The 15785-nt window shown below is 46.6% G+C and carries 14 protein-coding genes and 1 pseudogene; 8 read left to right on the top strand and 7 right to left on the bottom strand.

Features of this window, described 5'->3' with window-relative positions; genetic code table 11:
- The first annotated feature begins 79 nt into the window (after window positions 1–79).
- Entirely contained in the window at window positions 80–1099 is a 1020-nt protein-coding gene (gene pheS / locus BST99_RS11960; RefSeq protein ID WP_105002009.1) for a phenylalanine--tRNA ligase subunit alpha, read from the top strand.
- Here pheS and BST99_RS11955 read toward each other — a convergent pair.
- Entirely contained in the window at window positions 1096–1587 is a 492-nt protein-coding gene (locus tag BST99_RS11955) for a CYTH domain-containing protein (protein WP_105002008.1), read from the bottom strand. The two genes, pheS and BST99_RS11955, sit on opposite strands and share 4 nt — an antisense overlap.
- A gap of 48 nt (window positions 1588–1635) precedes the next feature.
- On the opposite strand from BST99_RS11955, the gene BST99_RS11950 reads away from it, so the two are divergent.
- Both BST99_RS11950 and BST99_RS11945 read left to right on the top strand, forming a co-directional pair.
- The gene (locus BST99_RS11950; RefSeq protein WP_105002007.1) at window positions 1636–2214 is read left to right on the top strand and encodes a TetR/AcrR family transcriptional regulator; all 579 of its coding nucleotides are present in this window, start codon (window positions 1636–1638) and stop codon (window positions 2212–2214) included.
- A 231-nt stretch (window positions 2215–2445) separates the two neighbouring features.
- A complete protein-coding gene (locus BST99_RS11945) occupies window positions 2446–2847 on the top strand; it encodes a PAS domain-containing protein (protein WP_181044223.1) in 402 nt (133 codons plus the stop codon).
- Between the two features lie 4 nt (window positions 2848–2851).
- Here the strand turns inward: BST99_RS11945 and pyk are convergent, their stop codons facing one another.
- From pyk to BST99_RS11920, 5 genes and pseudogenes are all read right to left on the bottom strand, one after another.
- The gene (pyk, locus tag BST99_RS11940) at window positions 2852–4282 is read right to left on the bottom strand and encodes a pyruvate kinase (protein WP_105002005.1); all 1431 of its coding nucleotides are present in this window, start codon (window positions 4280–4282) and stop codon (window positions 2852–2854) included.
- A gap of 2 nt (window positions 4283–4284) precedes the next feature.
- Entirely contained in the window at window positions 4285–4743 is a 459-nt protein-coding gene (locus BST99_RS11935) for an IPExxxVDY family protein (protein ID WP_105002004.1), read from the bottom strand.
- A 100-nt stretch (window positions 4744–4843) separates the two neighbouring features.
- A pseudogene (gene rnc, locus BST99_RS11930) lies at window positions 4844–5577 on the bottom strand (ribonuclease III).
- A 6-nt stretch (window positions 5578–5583) separates the two neighbouring features.
- Entirely contained in the window at window positions 5584–6834 is a 1251-nt protein-coding gene (fabF, locus tag BST99_RS11925) for a beta-ketoacyl-ACP synthase II (RefSeq protein ID WP_105002003.1), read from the bottom strand.
- 98 nt (window positions 6835–6932) lie between these two features.
- Complete coding sequence (locus BST99_RS11920) at window positions 6933–7166, bottom strand: acyl carrier protein (protein ID WP_009778413.1); 234 nt, start codon at window positions 7164–7166, stop codon at window positions 6933–6935.
- Window positions 7167–7288: 122 nt separating this feature from the next.
- On the opposite strand from BST99_RS11920, the gene purN reads away from it, so the two are divergent.
- The 4 genes from purN to BST99_RS11900 are packed head-to-tail and all read left to right on the top strand — an operon-like array spanning window position 7289 to window position 11270.
- A complete protein-coding gene (gene purN / locus BST99_RS11915) occupies window positions 7289–7855 on the top strand; it encodes a phosphoribosylglycinamide formyltransferase (protein WP_105002002.1) in 567 nt (188 codons plus the stop codon).
- A complete protein-coding gene (gene rnhA, locus BST99_RS11910; RefSeq protein WP_105002001.1) occupies window positions 7855–8331 on the top strand; it encodes a ribonuclease HI in 477 nt (158 codons plus the stop codon). The genes purN and rnhA overlap by 1 nt, the downstream gene beginning before the upstream one ends.
- Window positions 8332–8388: 57 nt before the next feature.
- Window positions 8389–9315, top strand: coding sequence for a PfkB family carbohydrate kinase (locus BST99_RS11905; protein ID WP_105002000.1), 927 nt, complete (start codon window positions 8389–8391; stop codon window positions 9313–9315).
- Window positions 9316–9371: 56 nt separating this feature from the next.
- Window positions 9372–11270: an amidophosphoribosyltransferase gene (locus tag BST99_RS11900; RefSeq protein WP_105001999.1), complete on the top strand. Its 1899-nt coding sequence runs from the start codon at window positions 9372–9374 to the stop codon at window positions 11268–11270.
- A 707-nt stretch (window positions 11271–11977) separates the two neighbouring features.
- Here the strand turns inward: BST99_RS11900 and BST99_RS11890 are convergent.
- On the bottom strand, window positions 11978–12586 hold the full coding sequence (locus BST99_RS11890; protein WP_105001997.1) for a superoxide dismutase: 609 nt from the start codon (window positions 12584–12586) through the stop codon (window positions 11978–11980).
- Window positions 12587–12644: 58 nt separating this feature from the next.
- Between BST99_RS11890 and BST99_RS11885 the strand changes: the two genes are divergently transcribed.
- On the top strand, window positions 12645–15782 hold the full coding sequence (locus BST99_RS11885) for a UvrD-helicase domain-containing protein (protein ID WP_317046191.1): 3138 nt from the start codon (window positions 12645–12647) through the stop codon (window positions 15780–15782).
- Window positions 15783–15785: the final 3 nt, after the last annotated feature.

Raw genomic sequence — 15785 nt, 5'->3', positions numbered from 1 at the left:
ATCTTGTAGGGTTGATCAACCCCTGAAACTGAGACAATTTGGTATCTTTACGCCCACCTGAAAAAAAGGAGGTCGCCAGATGATTGAAACCATACAAGAACACATCCAAAAAGTAAACGCTTTCCAAGCAGAATCCTTGGAACAAGTGGAGGCTTTTCGCATTGAGTATTTAGGTAAAAAAGGCTTGCTCAAAGAATTTTTCGCTTCCTTCAAATCAGTACCGCCTGAACAGAAAAAAGAGTACGGCCAAGCGCTGAACACCCTGCGTCAAGCGGCGGAAGAAAAAGTGAATCAACTCAAAGATGAACTGGGGGCTTCCCAATCTGTAACTGGACCGGGAATGGACCTCACTCGTCCTGGTGACGCCCTGGCTGAAGGGAGTCGCCACCCCATCTCTTTGGTTCGCCAAAAGATTATCGATATCTTTTCTCGGATCGGATTTAATGTTTCCGAAGGTCCTGAGATTGAAGACGACTGGCACAATTTTACGGCCCTGAACCTACCGGAATACCACCCGGCCAGGGATATGCAGGACACCTTCTTTATTGAAACCAACCCTGACCTCCTGCTTCGAACCCATACCTCTTCGGTACAGGTTCGCTATATGGAAAACCATACTCCACCGATCCGAACCATTTCTCCGGGTCGTGTGTACCGAAACGAAGCTATATCGGCTCGTTCCCATTGCTTCTTCCATCAGGTTGAGGGACTTTACATCGATAAAGGAGTTTCTTTTGCTGATTTAAAACAAACCTTACAGTACTTCACCACAGAGTTATTTGGGAAGTCACGTATCCGGCTTCGCCCTTCTTACTTCCCATTTACGGAGCCTAGCGCAGAAGTGGATGTGTATTGGGGACTCGAAACCGAAACCGATTACCGCATGACCAAAGGAACCGGCTGGTTAGAAATCATGGGGTGTGGAATGGTCGATCCGAATGTGTTGAAGAACTGCGGCATTGATCCCGAAGAATACTCCGGCTATGCTTTTGGGATGGGGATTGATCGAATTGCACTCCTGCTGTATCAAATTGATGACATTCGCTTGTTGAGTGAAAACGATTTACGCTTCCTCAAGCAGTTCAAATCCGAACTTTAAGGGGCCTGATCCTTCTTCCAGTTGGAGTAGGGGTTTTGTGAGAGTTGTGAATTGTAATAGGCTTTTTGACCCGTTACTTCTTCGCCCAACCAACCCGGTATGTCAATACGCTGATCAGACGACTCGAGCTCCGCTTCCGCGATAACCAGACCGGTGTTTTCTCCATAAAATTCATCCACTTCAAACAGTGTGGCACCAAATTGGACGAGGTACCGCGTTTTTTCAATTCGTCCCGGCTCGCACAGTTCCAATAAGGCTTCGGCTTCCCTGATGTCCAACTCTTTTTCCCACTCGAAACGTGAAAGACCACTGGAATCCCCGATTCCTTTTACAGTAATCCAGGCTTCTTTACCACTGAGGCGAATACGGACGACTCGCGCTGGATCTGAGTTTAAAAAGCCCTGCACAATACGGTAGTGTTCGTGGGCGTTTTCTTTAAACTGATTGGATAGAACTAAAAATTTTCGCTCAATTTCGGTGAATTCCATACCCTAAAATAGTTCAGGTCTTTATCTTTACAAAGCAAGTAGCAGCCCATGCATAGGCAAGAAATTAAACAACACATCATTGATACCGCTGGCAAACTCTTCTATAAACAAGGGTACAACGCTACGGGTATCAACGAAATCATCTCCGAAGCTTCCATAGCAAAAGCCACTTTATACAACCACTTCAAGTCCAAAGAAGATATTTGTCTGGCTTATTTGGAAGGACGTCACATTCATTTTTTGGATGCCTTAAAGGCCTACTGTCAAGAAAAGCCCCAAGGGCCTCCCCGTCTTTTGGCCTTGTTTGATTATCTGAGAGAGGTCTACCGTGAACCTGGTTTTTATGGTGATTGGGGTCAAAAAGTCTACGCTGAATTGCCTCCCCAGAATCAAAAGACCAGCGAGCTCATTCGCCAACAAAAAAAGGAATTATTGATGTTCCTCGGCGAGCTCGTCAGTGAAAATGTTGGACTGATTTCGGTGGCCGAAACCGAACACATTTCGGGTGCCCTTTACCTTCTTATGGAGAGCGCCATTACCGAAAGTCATGTCCACCAAAGCGACTGGCCAATCCACTTGGCTCGACGCGTCGTCCCCTCTCTTTTTGAAGAAAAACTAGCTCGTTAGGCCAAATTCTTGTTCACTATACAACCTCCTAAAGGCCATAATTTTAACATTTGCTTCAACAGAAGTGTTAATGTTACCCAAGATTTTGAGTGCTAGCCCTAATTTTATTAGACTTAAACTCTGAAAGACAGTAGTAAAATCAATCAGATCATGTCATCTTTTCAAAAATGTGGTCCCCTTCCGTTAATGTCCTGGGACTTTTTTTCACTCCATTACCAGAAGACAGCTCTCTTGCTCCAAGAGGCAAATCAGTTGCAGCAACGTTCGGTGATGGATCGCTGGAAAGAGCCTATCGATTTTCGCGAAGAGTTGCTGCCGAAAGACCAGGTGATCGTCTTGACGGATACCCAGCAGAACATTGTTCATGCAACGGCGAATATCTTTCAGATGAATGGCTACCAACCAGAGGAATTGATTGGCCAAAAGCCAAAAATATTTCAGGGAAAAAAAACCTGTTCCGAAACCAGTGCCCGAATTTCCAAGGCCATAAAAAACCGCCTCCCTTTTGAGGAGACGGTTATTAATTACCGCAAAGACGGTAGCATTTACAAATGCTGGATTCAAGGGCAACCCGTCTTCAATAAGGCCGGTGATCTCATTCACTTTATCGCCTTCGAAAAAGAAGTCGCCTAAACCGCTATTCTATTTCTGATACACGCAGGGTATTGACCATACCCTTGTCCTTCATTGGCATGGCTGCCAGTGAAATAAGCATATCTCCCTTTTCTAGGAAGCCTTTGTCCTTAGCAATCTTGTTTACGTCCTCGATGGTTTCGTCTGTCGAAACATTCCGATCGTAATAAAATGCTTTTACTCCCCAAAGCAGGCTCAATTGGTTCATGATGGCCTTGTTGTGGGTAAACACCAAAATATGGGCTTGTGGTCTCCAGGCTGAAATCTGAAAAGCTGTATACCCACTGTTTGTTAGGGTTGAGATCGCTTTTGCCTGAATATCATTGGCCATCAATGCAGCGTGATAACAAACGGATTTAGTAATGTACCGAACGGTTCGAATATGCGGAGCGGTTTGTGGGACCGAGATTAACTGAGAACCCTCTACACTTTTCAGAATGCTCGTCATTTTCTCAATTACCTGCACCGGATAATTCCCAACAGAGGTCTCTCCAGAAAGCATCACCGCATCAGCACCATCCATTACAGAATTCGCAACGTCATTCACCTCTGCCCGTGTTGGGGTTAGGCTAGTAATCATCGTCTCCATCATCTGGGTGGCAATAATGACAGGAATTCTCGCTTTCTTCGCCTTTAGAACCAACTGCTTCTGAATCAAAGGCACTTCCTGAGCGGGAACTTCAACTCCCAAATCTCCACGTGCAACCATTAATCCATCGCAATGGGCTACAATCTTGTCGATGTTCTCAACGGCCTCTGGCTTTTCGATTTTTGCCACAATCGGAATCTTGTGCTCTGCGTGTTCTTCGATAATCGCTTGCAGATCTTTCAAGTCTTGGGCGTGACGAACAAAAGAAAGCGCAATCCAATCTACCTTAAGAGAGATGGCGAAGATGGCATCCTTAACATCCTTTTCGGTTAATGCGGGCAACGAAATATCCGTGTTGGGGAGGTTGACTCCCTTTTTCGACTTAAGTGGTCCTCCTTGGAGGACTTTGGCTTTTACCGTATCTTTTTTATTGGAGGATACAGCCTCAAAGATCAACTTTCCGTCATCCAGTAGAACGCGCTCGCCGGGTTTGACATCAACAGGGAAGTTCTGGTAATTCATGTAGACCTTCTCTGCATTTCCTTCAAAGGGCTCTCCGGTAACAAATTTAATCTCGTCTCCTGGGGATACAACGACTTCACCCCCCATAACCCCAACACGGAGTTTTGGGCCTTGTAAATCGGCTAGAATTCCCACGTTCATCTGGAGCTCATCACTGAGTTCTCTGATCATTTTGACCCGCTCCTTGACATCGTCATAGTTGGCGTGAGAAAAATTGATTCTAAATACATTAACACCCGCATGGATCATTTCGCTCAGCACTTCCTTTTTGCTGGTGGCTGGTCCTAGCGTGGCTACAATTTTGGTCTTCTTCTTTGTCGGCATGACTAAAAGATTAAGTTCTGTTTCGATTTAAGCGTGTTGGGTTCGAGATGATAGGCCGTGATAACACGGGGAATCTCTTTAATTTTATTCAGCCATCCGGCTGGATTTACTGCAAATTGGCCGCTTAATTTGATCAAATAATCAATTTCTTTTCGCTCGGGCAAAATATAGCGTGTTCTCCATTCGACTTCTTCAGCGAACAACCCCATTGAAGGGTTGCTCTGCAGTTGTTTTTGTTGGTTAGGCAGTAAACAACAGTAGCAGTCTTGCGCTAAGTCTTCAAACTCAAACAAAGGAAAAAGCCCCATCTCTCCAAAGTCAATATCCTTGGATCGGCTCATCTGCAACCCAAGTTGCTTGTTGAGCTGAAAGGCTAAACGGAAGTCTGATAAGAGGCTGTGAATTCCCAGCCAAGCCGCTTCTTCTTCCTCTTCCCATTCCAGTTTAAGCGCTGTTGACATAGCTTGATCGGGGCTAAAGATACATGGATTACTTTAATCCAAATTCCATTTTAGTCGCAGATTTAGTAAAGAAATTTACGAAAACGATTGCGTTAAAGCCCTAATCCTCCATTTTGTGCTGCAGGGCGAAATAAGCCCTTTTGGAAGCCTTCTCTTCGGCTTTCTTTTTAGAAGTCGCTCTCGCCTTGGCCAACATACGCTGGTCGATAAAGAGCTTTACAGCAAAATGTCGTACCGCATCGTTGCCGGTATCTTCGTAGACTTCGTACTGAAATGGCTTCTTCTGTTTTTGACACCATTCAATGACCAGACTCTTATAGCTCATTACTTTCCCTTCCAGCTGTTCGATGTCCACGTAGGGCTCGATCACCCGATCATTGATAAACTTCTCACAGTATTTATGTCCTCTATCCAGGTAAATTGCGCCGACGAGGGCTTCAAAAACGTTTCCGTGAATATTATCTCCAAAGTGGTTCTGGGGAATACGACTCTCGACAAACTCGACCAAACCTAGATCCTTTCCGAGTTCATTGAGGTGTTTGCGGCTAACGATTTTAGAACGCATCTTGGTCAAATACCCCTCATCGCCCTCGGGTACCCGGGTGTAAAGGTGTTTTGAAATAACGGTTCCCAACATAGCGTCTCCCAGAAACTCCAGGCGCTCGTAGTTCTTTGGGTTACCGTACTCATCCTTCAGATTGAGAGAGCGGTGTAAAAAGGCTCGTTTGTAGTGCTCGAGGTTACGCGGCTTGAACCCCAGTATTCTTCTCATCTCCAAAAAAAATCCCCATCCGATTTCGAATGGGAATTGAATATGTGAGACGAAAACTTCATGCCGTATTAGCTGAGTTTTCTGAATACTAAGCAAGCGTTGTGACCTCCAAAACCAAAGGTGTTACTCATGGCGACATTGACTTCTCTTTCTTGCGCTTTGTTTAGCGTCAGATTAAGGGAAGGATCAATATTTTCGTCCACTACGCTGTGGTTGATGGTCGGAGGAACCAAGCTGTGTTTCATTGCCATAAGAGAAGAAATCGCTTCGATCGCGCCAGCGGCCCCGAGCAAGTGACCGGTCATGGACTTGGTGGAATTGATATTGATGTTGGAAGCGTGCTCCCCAAACACTTTAGAAATCGCCTTTAATTCCGCGACATCCCCCAGTGGTGTTGAGGTTCCGTGGGTGTTGATGTGATCTACCTCCTCCGGCTTGATTCCGGCATTCTCCAGGCAGTTCTGCATCACGCGAACGACACCAATCCCATCAGGATGCGGTGCGGTCATGTGGTAGGCATCACTGGACAAACCGCCCCCGATGACCTCAGCGTAAATCTTGGCTCCTCGGGCTTTGGCGTGTTCGTATTCTTCCAGAATCAGCGCTCCTGCCCCTTCCCCTAAGACAAACCCGTCTCGGGTTGCATCAAAAGGACGAGAGGCACTCTCTGGACTTTCATTTCTTGTGGACAAGGCATGCATGGCGTTAAATCCACCCATCCCTGCAATGGTGACGGCTGCTTCACTCCCTCCGGTAACCACTACATCACAATGACCCAAACGAATGTAATTCAGGGCATCGATCATGGCATTGGCCGAAGAGGCGCAAGCCGAAACAGTCGTGTAGTTAGGTCCCATGAACCCGTGTTTGATAGAAATATTACCCGGAGCAATATCGGCAATCATTTTAGGGATAAAGAAAGGGTTGAAGCGCGGAGTTCCTCCGCCTTCAGCATAACCAATCACTTCGTTTTGGAAGGTTTCAAGACCTCCAATTCCTGCACCCCAGATCACTCCGGTGCGGAACTTATCTATTTTGTCGAGCTCCAGCCCTGAATCGACAATTGCCTCATCAGAACTCACCAGCGCGTATTGCGCAAAGCGGTCGAGCTTACGGGCTTCTTTGCGATCGAAATGATCCGTCGCTACAAAACCTTTTAATTCACAAGCAAATTTGGTTTTGAATTTCTCTGTATCGAAGTAGGTGATCGGAGCCGAACCACTTTTTCCATCTCGTAATCCGTTCCAGTACTCTTCCAAATTGTTCCCGATGGGAGTCAAAGCCCCCATTCCTGTCACAACTACTCGCTTTAGCTGCATGAAACCAGTATTAAATAGACTTGAAATTAAAAAAATATCCATGAAATACCCGGAGTATCTCATGGATAATACCTTTTACCGGCCAAGAAAGCTCTTGCTTACTTAGCTTCTTCGATATAGCTGATTGCTTGACCTACGGTCGCAATGTTCTCGGCCTGATCGTCGGGGATTTGGATATCAAACTCTTTTTCGAATTCCATGATAAGCTCAACGGTATCCAAAGAATCGGCTCCCAAATCGTTGGTGAAACTCGCTTCCGCTACTACTTCGTTTTCATCAACGCCCAGTTTATCAACGATGATAGCTTTAACTCGTGAGGCGATATCTGACATAAGACTTTCTTTTAAGATTTTAATGAAGGCAAAAATATAAAACTTTGGTATATATACACTACACAGAACTAAAATGTGCGGTTTGTGTATTTTTAGGGTTCATTTCTCTTTGCCGTTTTTTCATGAAACGTATAGTATTACTGGCCTCAGGCTCGGGTTCCAACGCCCAGAAAATCATTGAATATTTTCAGGATCACGATTCGATTGAGGTCGCTTTAGTGCTCAGCAACAAAAAAACAGCGGGTGTTTTGGACCGTTGTGACCGTCTTGGCGTGCCCGCCATGTACTTTAATCCCAGCTCCTTTTCAGGCAGTAATCGGCTTCTAGAATGCCTCTTGGGCATAGAGCCTGACCTAATTGTTCTCGCCGGCTTTTTAAAACTGATTCCCTCTAGCTGGATTGAGGCTTTCCCCAAAAAGATTATCAATATTCATCCGGCCCTTCTTCCAAAATACGGCGGAAAAGGAATGTATGGGATGAATGTACACCGGAAAGTCAAGGAAGAAAAAGAAACCAGCAGCGGTATTAGCATCCACTATGCCGATGCTCGTTATGATGAAGGCGCTTTAATCAAACAGGTGAGTTGTACCTTGAACTCCGATGACGAGCCCGAAGACATCGCTCGCAAAGTGCTCGCTCTGGAGCACGAACACTATCCGCAGGTCATTGAATCTCTATTGGCCGATTGATGAAACCCGAGGTCCTTATATATACGGATGGAGCGGCTCGCGGTAATCCCGGTCCTGGAGGCTACGGCATTGTCATGGAATGGGCTGGCAAAAACTACCGCAAGGAATTTTCGCAGGGATACCGATACACGACGAACAACCGCATGGAACTCTTGGCTGTGATCGAAGCGCTTCGCAAACTCAAACGCCCTGGAGTAAGAATAGTCGTCTATACCGATTCCCGCTATGTATCAGATGCGGTAGAAAAGCGTTGGCTTTTTGGATGGGAGAAAAAGAACTTCAAAGACAAAAAGAACCCGGATCTCTGGAGGGAGTTTCTTATTGAATACCGCAAACATCAGGTTTCCTTTGTTTGGGTGAAGGGACACAACAACCACCCCCAAAATGAGCGTTGCGACGCTCTGGCTGTTGCGGCATCACACAGCAAGGACCTCTTGGAAGATGTCGGTTTTACCGCTGGCGGTGGGCCAAACTAAAGTACTCCGTATTCCTTCAGGAACTGCTATCTTTGCAAAAATTTGAAACCCTTTCCAATGGGCCAATTACTCGTCGTGGGGACCATGGCATTCGACGCTATAGAGACCCCATTTGCTAAATCTGACAAAGTCCTGGGGGGAGCGGCAACCTTCATCAGTTTGGCTGCAAGTCACTACCAAGTCGATACGGGAATCGTATCGGTAGTCGGGGACGACTTCCCTGATGAATATCTTCAATTGTTCAGAGACCGAAATATCAACCTGGACGGGGTAGAAATTGTTCAAGGAGGAAAGACCTTTTTTTGGAGTGGTCGCTACCACAACGACATGAATACCCGGGACACATTGGTCACCGAACTGAACACCTTAGCGGATTTTGATCCCAAGGTTCCGGCCAGTTTTCGATCGGCCGAAGTGGTCATGTTAGGAAACCTTGCTCCGGCCGTCCAATTGAGTGTGTTGGATCAGATGGAGAGCCGACCTGCTTTTGTGGTGATGGACACCATGAATTACTGGATCGAGAATACTCCGGAGGACCTCAAAGAGATCATGAAGAAGGTAGATGTTATTGCCCTGAATGACGAAGAAGCACGTCAATTAACCGGAGAGTATTCCCTGGTCCGCGCTGCGGAGGGAATCCACAAGATGGGCCCCCGTTATGTTGTGATCAAAAAAGGAGAACACGGCGCTTTACTTTTCCATGACAAGAAAGTTTTCTTTGCGCCAGCCTTGCCCTTGGAGGAGGTGTTTGACCCAACGGGGGCTGGAGATACCTTTGCCGGAGGTTTCGCAGGATATTTAGCGCAAAGCGAAAACAAATCCTTTGACAACTTAAAAAACGCCGTGATTCACGGTTCAAACTTGGCTTCTTTTTGTGTAGAACGATTGGGAACGGAGCGGATGGAAAACCTACAACGAGAAGAAATCCAAGAGCGATTAAAGAATTTTCACGAATTGACACAGTTCAATATTGAATTGCAATAGATTCCCTTTAGCCGTTTTTCAATTGCTGCCCCTGGGCAGCCCTTCACCCCTGTTTTATGAGTGATGCAATCAAACACGAATGCGGAATTTCTCTCATCCGCCTTCTTAAGCCCCTAGAGTACTACCAAAAAAAGTACGGGACTTCCTTCTACGGTATGAATAAAATGTACCTAATGATGGAAAAGCAACACAACCGAGGACAAGACGGCGCCGGCTTCGCCAGCATTAAATTGGATATGGCTCCTGGACACCGCTACATTAGCCGGGTACGTTCCTGTCAGCAGCAACCGATTCAAGACATTTTTGCCCAAATCAATGGCCGCATTAACTCGGTCCTGGACGTCCAGCCCGAAATCGGAACCGATGTCGAAAAACAAAAAATGAACCTGCCTTACTTGGGGGAGTTAATGCTGGGACACGTCCGCTACGGAACCTTTGGAAAAAACAGCATCGAAAGTGTTCACCCCTTTCTACGCCAGAACAACTGGATGCACCGCAACCTGATTGTGGCAGGAAATTTCAATATGACGAATGTCGATGAGCTTTTCGAAAATCTGGTGGAGCTCGGACAGCACCCCAAGGAAAAAGCAGACACCGTTACGGTTATGGAAAAGATCGGGCACTTCTTGGACGACGAAGTGGCCAAACTCTACAAGAAGATCAAGAAGGAAGGCTTTAGCAAGCGAGAAGCTTCTCCGCTGATCGCGGAGCGATTGAATATCGGAAAAGTACTTTCTAAATCGGCTAAAAACTGGGATGGGGGTTACGCCATGGCTGGTTTGATCGGTCACGGAGATGCCTTTGTTCTTAGAGATCCTGCCGGAATTCGCCCGGCCTACTATTACAGTGATGACGAGGTTGTTGTCGTGGCTTCAGAAAGGCCTGTAATACAAACCGTTTTCAATGTGCCTTTCGAACAGGTGCAAGAGCTCGATCCTGGACAAGCGATTTTTGTTAAGAAGAGTGGAAAAGTTCAATTCCAGCAAATTTTGGCACCCATGGAGCGCAAGGCCTGCTCCTTTGAAAGAATCTACTTTTCTCGAGGCAGTGATAAAGAGATTTACCAGGAGCGCAAAAACCTGGGGCGCTTAGTTTTCCCTGAAATCCTAAAAGCGGTAGAGGACGATCTAACCCACACCGTCTTCTCTTACATCCCGAATACGGCAGAAACAGCCTTTTTGGGTATGGTTAAACAGGCACAGAATTATCTGAACCGGTGGAAAGAAGAACAAATACTCTCTCTGGGCAACAACATTGATAAAGACCGACTGCATTCCATCCTGGATGTGAGGCCAAGAATCGAAAAGGTTGCCATCAAAGACGCTAAGCTGAGAACCTTTATCACCCAAGACAGCAGCCGGGATGATTTAGTGACCCACGTCTACGATATCACCTATGGGTCAGTAAGCAGCAAAGACAACCTGGTTATTCTGGATGACAGTATTGTAAGGGGAACGACCCTCAAGAAGAGTATTCTTAAAATGCTCGATCGCCTAGGGCCTAAGAAAATTGTGGTCGTCTCCTCCGCTCCCCAGATTCGTTACCCCGATTGTTATGGCATCGATATGGCTAAACTGGAAGACTTTGTCGCCTTCAGAGCTGCTATCGCATTGTTGAAAGATACAGGCCAAGAAAAGCTGATCGAAGAGACCTATAAAAAATGCAAAACTTCCCTGGATAAAAAGAATGGCGAAGCGGTCAATCAGGTGCAAGCCATCTACGAACCCTTTACACCAGAAGAGGTCTCTACCAAAATAGCAGAGCTTTTGAGCCCTGCAGATCTGAAAGCAGATGTGCGAATCATTTACCAGAGCGTTGAGAACTTGCACAAGGCTTGTCCTGGAAATTTAGGTGACTGGTATTTTACGGGTAACTACCCTACACCTGGCGGAAACCGCGTGGTAAACAGGGCCTTTGTCAACTTCTTTGAAGGAAACAACAAAAGAGCCTACTAACCGCCTATAAACGACACATATACACTTTATCGAAGAAAATGGCGCTTCACCGTCTTTTTCGGGTGCCCCTTGTGGCCCCCCGTACATTAGAAATGCCATAGCATTAGTAGGTTAAGTTCATGGTAAGATTTGGGGCAAAAAAGGTGGAGTTCACTCCGCCTTTTTTATTTTCTACACTTTTAAAAATCCGCGCCATTCTTAGGATCTAGGAGTTTTTAACCTCTTTGTGTAATCCTTTTCTTCTTCTTGCATAAGGAAATAACACTTCCCGTGCTCTTTAACCCATTAATAAGACATTCATCTAATACCTTTTACTGTCCGTTCAACTCGTTATAGTTTTACCTCACCATAGCATAAGTAGGTTTAAGTTCATGGTAAGATTTGGGGTAAGAAGCGGACAGTGTCCGCCTTCTTTTTGTTTGATCTACAACTTTTTAGCCTCAAGAATTTGACTTATTTTTCCCACGAGAAGAAGACTCCGCTTACAATTTTTTCAACATTTCCCTTTGGTATTTGACACAATACCAGTAATTTGGTATTGCCATAGCATAAGTAGGTTAAGTTTATGGTAAGATTTGGGACGAAAAGGACGAGTTAACTCGTCCTTTTCTATTTTGTTTAACTTTTTGTCTTTCAGCAGGTTCCAAACAAGCACAAAAAAACCCCTCCAAAATGGAGAGGCTTCTTTTCCCGTAGAACGGTATTTCTTATTTCTTCGCTTCGTAAGCTGCTCCAACCTTTGACCAGTCAATAACATTGAAAAATGCATTGATATAATCCGGGCGACGGTTTTGGTAGTTTAAGTAGTAGGCGTGCTCCCAAACATCCAATCCAAGAATAGGATATCCTTCACATCCAACTCCGGGCATCAAAGGATTATCTTGGTTGGGCGTTGAACAAACTTCTACTTTTCCTCCAGGGTGAACACATAACCATGCCCATCCTGAACCAAAGCGTGTCGCAGCTGCGGCGGCAAAGGCTTCTTTAAATGCATCGAATGAGCCAAAAGCCGTATCAATAGCATCCGCAAGTGCTCCTGATGGAGTTCCTCCCCCTTGAGGAGACATAACGTCCCAGAAAAGGTTGTGGTTATAGTAACCCCCACCGTTGTTGCGCACTGCACCATTGTGCATATCGAGGCCTGTCAAGATGTCTTCGATGGATTTTCCAGCGAGATCAGTTCCTTCAACAGCTCCATTCAATTTAGTTGTATATCCATTGTGGTGCTTGGTGTGATGGATCTCCATAGTACGTGCATCAATATGGGGCTCCAAAGCATCATAAGCGTATCCCAAATTCGGTAATTCAAAAGCCATGATCTTTTCTTTTAGAGTTCAATAGTGCAAAAATACGGCAGCTTAGAGAAAATCACCAATCCGAGCCACAATCATTAAATTCGTAAGTAAAACAATTCCTATCTCCTCATTTCGTATTTATAGCGCCTCCGCTGGTTCTGGCAAAACCTACCAGCTCACTCGTTCCTTTCTCGAACTGGTTCTCCGGCCTTCGAGCCCCTTGGCTTTTCGAAGAGTATTGGCTTTGACCTTCACCAATAAGGCGGTCAACGAAATGAAGGATCGACTGCTTGAACGCCTTTTGGAATTTTCTGGCCTAAAACCCCTGACTGGTCACCAAGGACTCTTTGATGAATTGGCTCAGGAATGGGGATGGACTCCACAGAAAATGCAGGCCAAAAGCCTTCGCGTTTTGCGAGCCATTCTGCACCACTACAGTTATCTGGAGGTAAGTACACTGGACCGCTTTGCACACCGGATCATTAGGACTTTCGCCCAAGACCTGAAGCTCCCGGCTTCTTTTGAAGTCGTGTTGGATACCGAAAGCATTCAAAAAGAAACGGTCAGTCGCTTGTGGGCCAAACTCGACCAAGATCCCGAATTGTCTGCCTTGCTCATCGATTTTAGTTGGACAAAAATAGACCAGAACAAAAGCTGGGACGTCAGTCACGACCTCATGCAACTCGGTAAGCGCCTTTTTCAGGAACAGCACCGCACCCACCTAGATCATCTTCCTGTCTGGACAGCCGCTGAATGGAAAGGGCTCGAAAGCAGAATGCAGAAGGAGGTAGATCAACTCGAACAGCGAGGTTCGCAGCGAGCTGGCTTTCTGCTGAGTGAAATTGAATCCCGGGACCTTGCATCGGATTTTCACGGGACTCGTCTGAACACCTTAAAGACTATTCGTCAGAAGGGCTTAGACCTGAGCGGTCTGGGCAAAACCCATTACAAGGGTCTATTGGAGGGCGAGGGGGGTAAAGCATCGGAACTCCCCGCTGACTTTTCTGAAAAACTCCGGATCGAAATGGCCGAGTTAGTTCGGGAGACACGTCGTAAAAAATTGCTAGAAAATTGGACTAAGAACGTCCGAACTCTTGCGCTTTTATCCGCTTTTAAAAAAGAGTACGAGCAGTATTGTGAAGAAGCCCAGCTCTTGCCATTGGCCGAGTTCAACCGCTTGCTTGCTGAGCAAATCAAAGAACAACCGGCACCCTACCTCTACGAACGCTTGGGCACCCAGTACCATCATTTTTTAATCGATGAGTTTCAGGACACCTCTATTTTACAGTGGTCTAACCTGGTCCCCTTAATCGGCCACGCTATTGAAGCACAGGATGAACAAGGCAAAAGCGGTTCTCTTCTTTTGGTTGGCGATGCAAAACAAGCGATCTACCGCTGGAGAGGGGGGTATCCGGAACAATTTATCGATCTGATTTTTGGAAGAGAAAACCCCTTTCAACCCGCCCCACTTCAACTCGAATTGGAATCCAACTGGAGAAGTGCTCCTGCTCTGGTGGATTTCAATAACCGCTTTTTTCGGTTTTTAGCGCAGGCCTTGGACTTGCCACTGCACCAAAATCTCTTCGCAGAGAAAAGTGAGCAACAGGCTCAACGCACCAATCCGGGTAAAGTCGAACTGAGCTTTAGTCCGGAAGGTCTATCTGCCGACGAAGAAGCCGAATGGACGCTGTCTGATTTAGAAGACCGACTGGAACAACTCCGGATGCAGGGAGTAGCTTATTCGGATATCTGTATCCTGACGCGAACCAATGCCCTGGCCCGTTCGGTTGCCCAATACTTATTGGAGCGGGAGTGGCCTCTGGTTTCGCCAGACGCCTTGTTAATTGATGACCATCCTCAAGTGCAGCTTTTACTTTCTTTCTTGAGATACCTAGCAGCGCCTCAAGAAAAAGAACCCATTTACGAGGTCTGCCTTCACTTCGCCAAGGAGGAAGAAGATGTTCACGCCCAATTGCAGGCATGGATGGCCAATTACGAGGCCTTTCTCCAGGAACGATTCGGTATAGATGCCCAGTCGCTTTCTTATTTGGGACTCTATGAGCTCTGTGTAGAATTGGCCGCTCGGCTCGGGCTGGTCGACGAAGGCCAAGCCTATATTGCCGCCTTTTTGGAAGAGGTTCTGGTTTTCGAACGGAAAGAAGGAAACCAACTCCTTGCCTTTTTGGATTATTGGAGTGCCCGGGCAGCCCGCAAAACCCTACCTACTCCTGAAGGCCTGGACGCCATTCAACTCATGACCATTCACAAAGCGAAAGGACTGGAGTTTCCGGTGGTTCTTTTCCCTTTTGCCGATCGACAATCCCAACGCCTGCACGAACAACAAATTTGGGTGCCTGCTGAGGAATTAGGCGAAAGCGAACTTCCTGTTCTTCCACTAAACTGTGGGGCCGATATGCTGGAATACCCCGACAGTGTTCTGCCTTATACCCAAAGCGAATGGGGTCAACAGCAATTGGACCAAATCAATGTGATTTACGTGGCCTTGACCCGCGCAGCACAGGCGCTTTATCTCTGGTCTGGTCGCCGCAAAACATGGGGTAAAGGAGCCGGTATTCCCCTTGGCTATTGGCTACCCGCCTTCATCCAAAACGAAGGCCGTTGGGACGAAGAGCAAAAGACCTATTCCTGGCCCGCTGAGGGAACAATCCAGTGGAAGACCCTGTCTGCCCAAGCTGAACAGCCCAAGAACTGGAGCTACCAACTCCCGGAAAAGAAGTACAGTCGTTTTCTCAAGCACCCTCCTGTTGAGTCTTTTTCAGACGAGGTGTGGGAAGCGCGTCTTCGCGGAGACTTAATTCACGAAGCCCTGGGGCACATTCATACCCTGGCTGATATCCCTCTGGCCTGCGAATCAATTCAGGCAGAGGCTAAACGAATTGGTTTGGAATTGTCTGAACTCAGCCAGCAATTGCGCCAATTGGTCGAATCTCCTGAACTGGAAATGTTCTTTCGAAAGAGAATCCAGGGGTACAATGAAAAAGAGATGATTTCGGCTAGCGGGGAACTGTTGCGACCCGACCGCTTGATTATTGAAGAAGACGGAGCGCACTTGCTGGAATACAAAACAGGACAGGCGAGAGAACAACACCGGCGCCAACTGCTGTCTTATGGCGAGATGCTCAACGAAATGGGTCTGCCTCCCAAAACCATGGCTTTGGTTTACCTTCAAGACCCTCCAGAGGTTGTATTTTTGTAATTC

Source organism: Aureicoccus marinus (assembly GCF_002954325.1).
GTDB lineage: Bacteria > Bacteroidota > Bacteroidia > Flavobacteriales > Flavobacteriaceae > Aureicoccus > Aureicoccus marinus.
The sequence above is the reverse complement of the archived record's forward strand: the minus strand, read 5'-3'. Positions and strand labels throughout refer to the sequence as shown.

What these genes read in the sequence shown, in the direction of transcription:
- fabF (WP_105002003.1), bottom strand. Translation starts at nt 6,834, where the DNA reads ATGCAGCTAAAGCGAGTAGTTGTGACAGGAATGGGGGCTTTGACTCCC.
- BST99_RS11935 (WP_105002004.1), bottom strand. Translation starts at nt 4,743, where the DNA reads ATGTCAACAGCGCTTAAACTGGAATGGGAAGAGGAAGAAGAAGCGGCT.
- pheS (WP_105002009.1), top strand. Translation starts at nt 80, where the DNA reads ATGATTGAAACCATACAAGAACACATCCAAAAAGTAAACGCTTTCCAA.
- BST99_RS11920 (WP_009778413.1), bottom strand. Translation starts at nt 7,166, where the DNA reads ATGTCAGATATCGCCTCACGAGTTAAAGCTATCATCGTTGATAAACTG.
- rnhA (WP_105002001.1), top strand. Translation starts at nt 7,855, where the DNA reads ATGAAACCCGAGGTCCTTATATATACGGATGGAGCGGCTCGCGGTAAT.
- BST99_RS11905 (WP_105002000.1), top strand. Translation starts at nt 8,389, where the DNA reads ATGGGCCAATTACTCGTCGTGGGGACCATGGCATTCGACGCTATAGAG.
- BST99_RS11955 (WP_105002008.1), bottom strand. Translation starts at nt 1,587, where the DNA reads ATGGAATTCACCGAAATTGAGCGAAAATTTTTAGTTCTATCCAATCAG.
- BST99_RS11890 (WP_105001997.1), bottom strand. Translation starts at nt 12,586, where the DNA reads ATGGCTTTTGAATTACCGAATTTGGGATACGCTTATGATGCTTTGGAG.
- BST99_RS11900 (WP_105001999.1), top strand. Translation starts at nt 9,372, where the DNA reads ATGAGTGATGCAATCAAACACGAATGCGGAATTTCTCTCATCCGCCTT.
- purN (WP_105002002.1), top strand. Translation starts at nt 7,289, where the DNA reads ATGAAACGTATAGTATTACTGGCCTCAGGCTCGGGTTCCAACGCCCAG.
- pyk (WP_105002005.1), bottom strand. Translation starts at nt 4,282, where the DNA reads ATGCCGACAAAGAAGAAGACCAAAATTGTAGCCACGCTAGGACCAGCC.
- BST99_RS11950 (WP_105002007.1), top strand. Translation starts at nt 1,636, where the DNA reads ATGCATAGGCAAGAAATTAAACAACACATCATTGATACCGCTGGCAAA.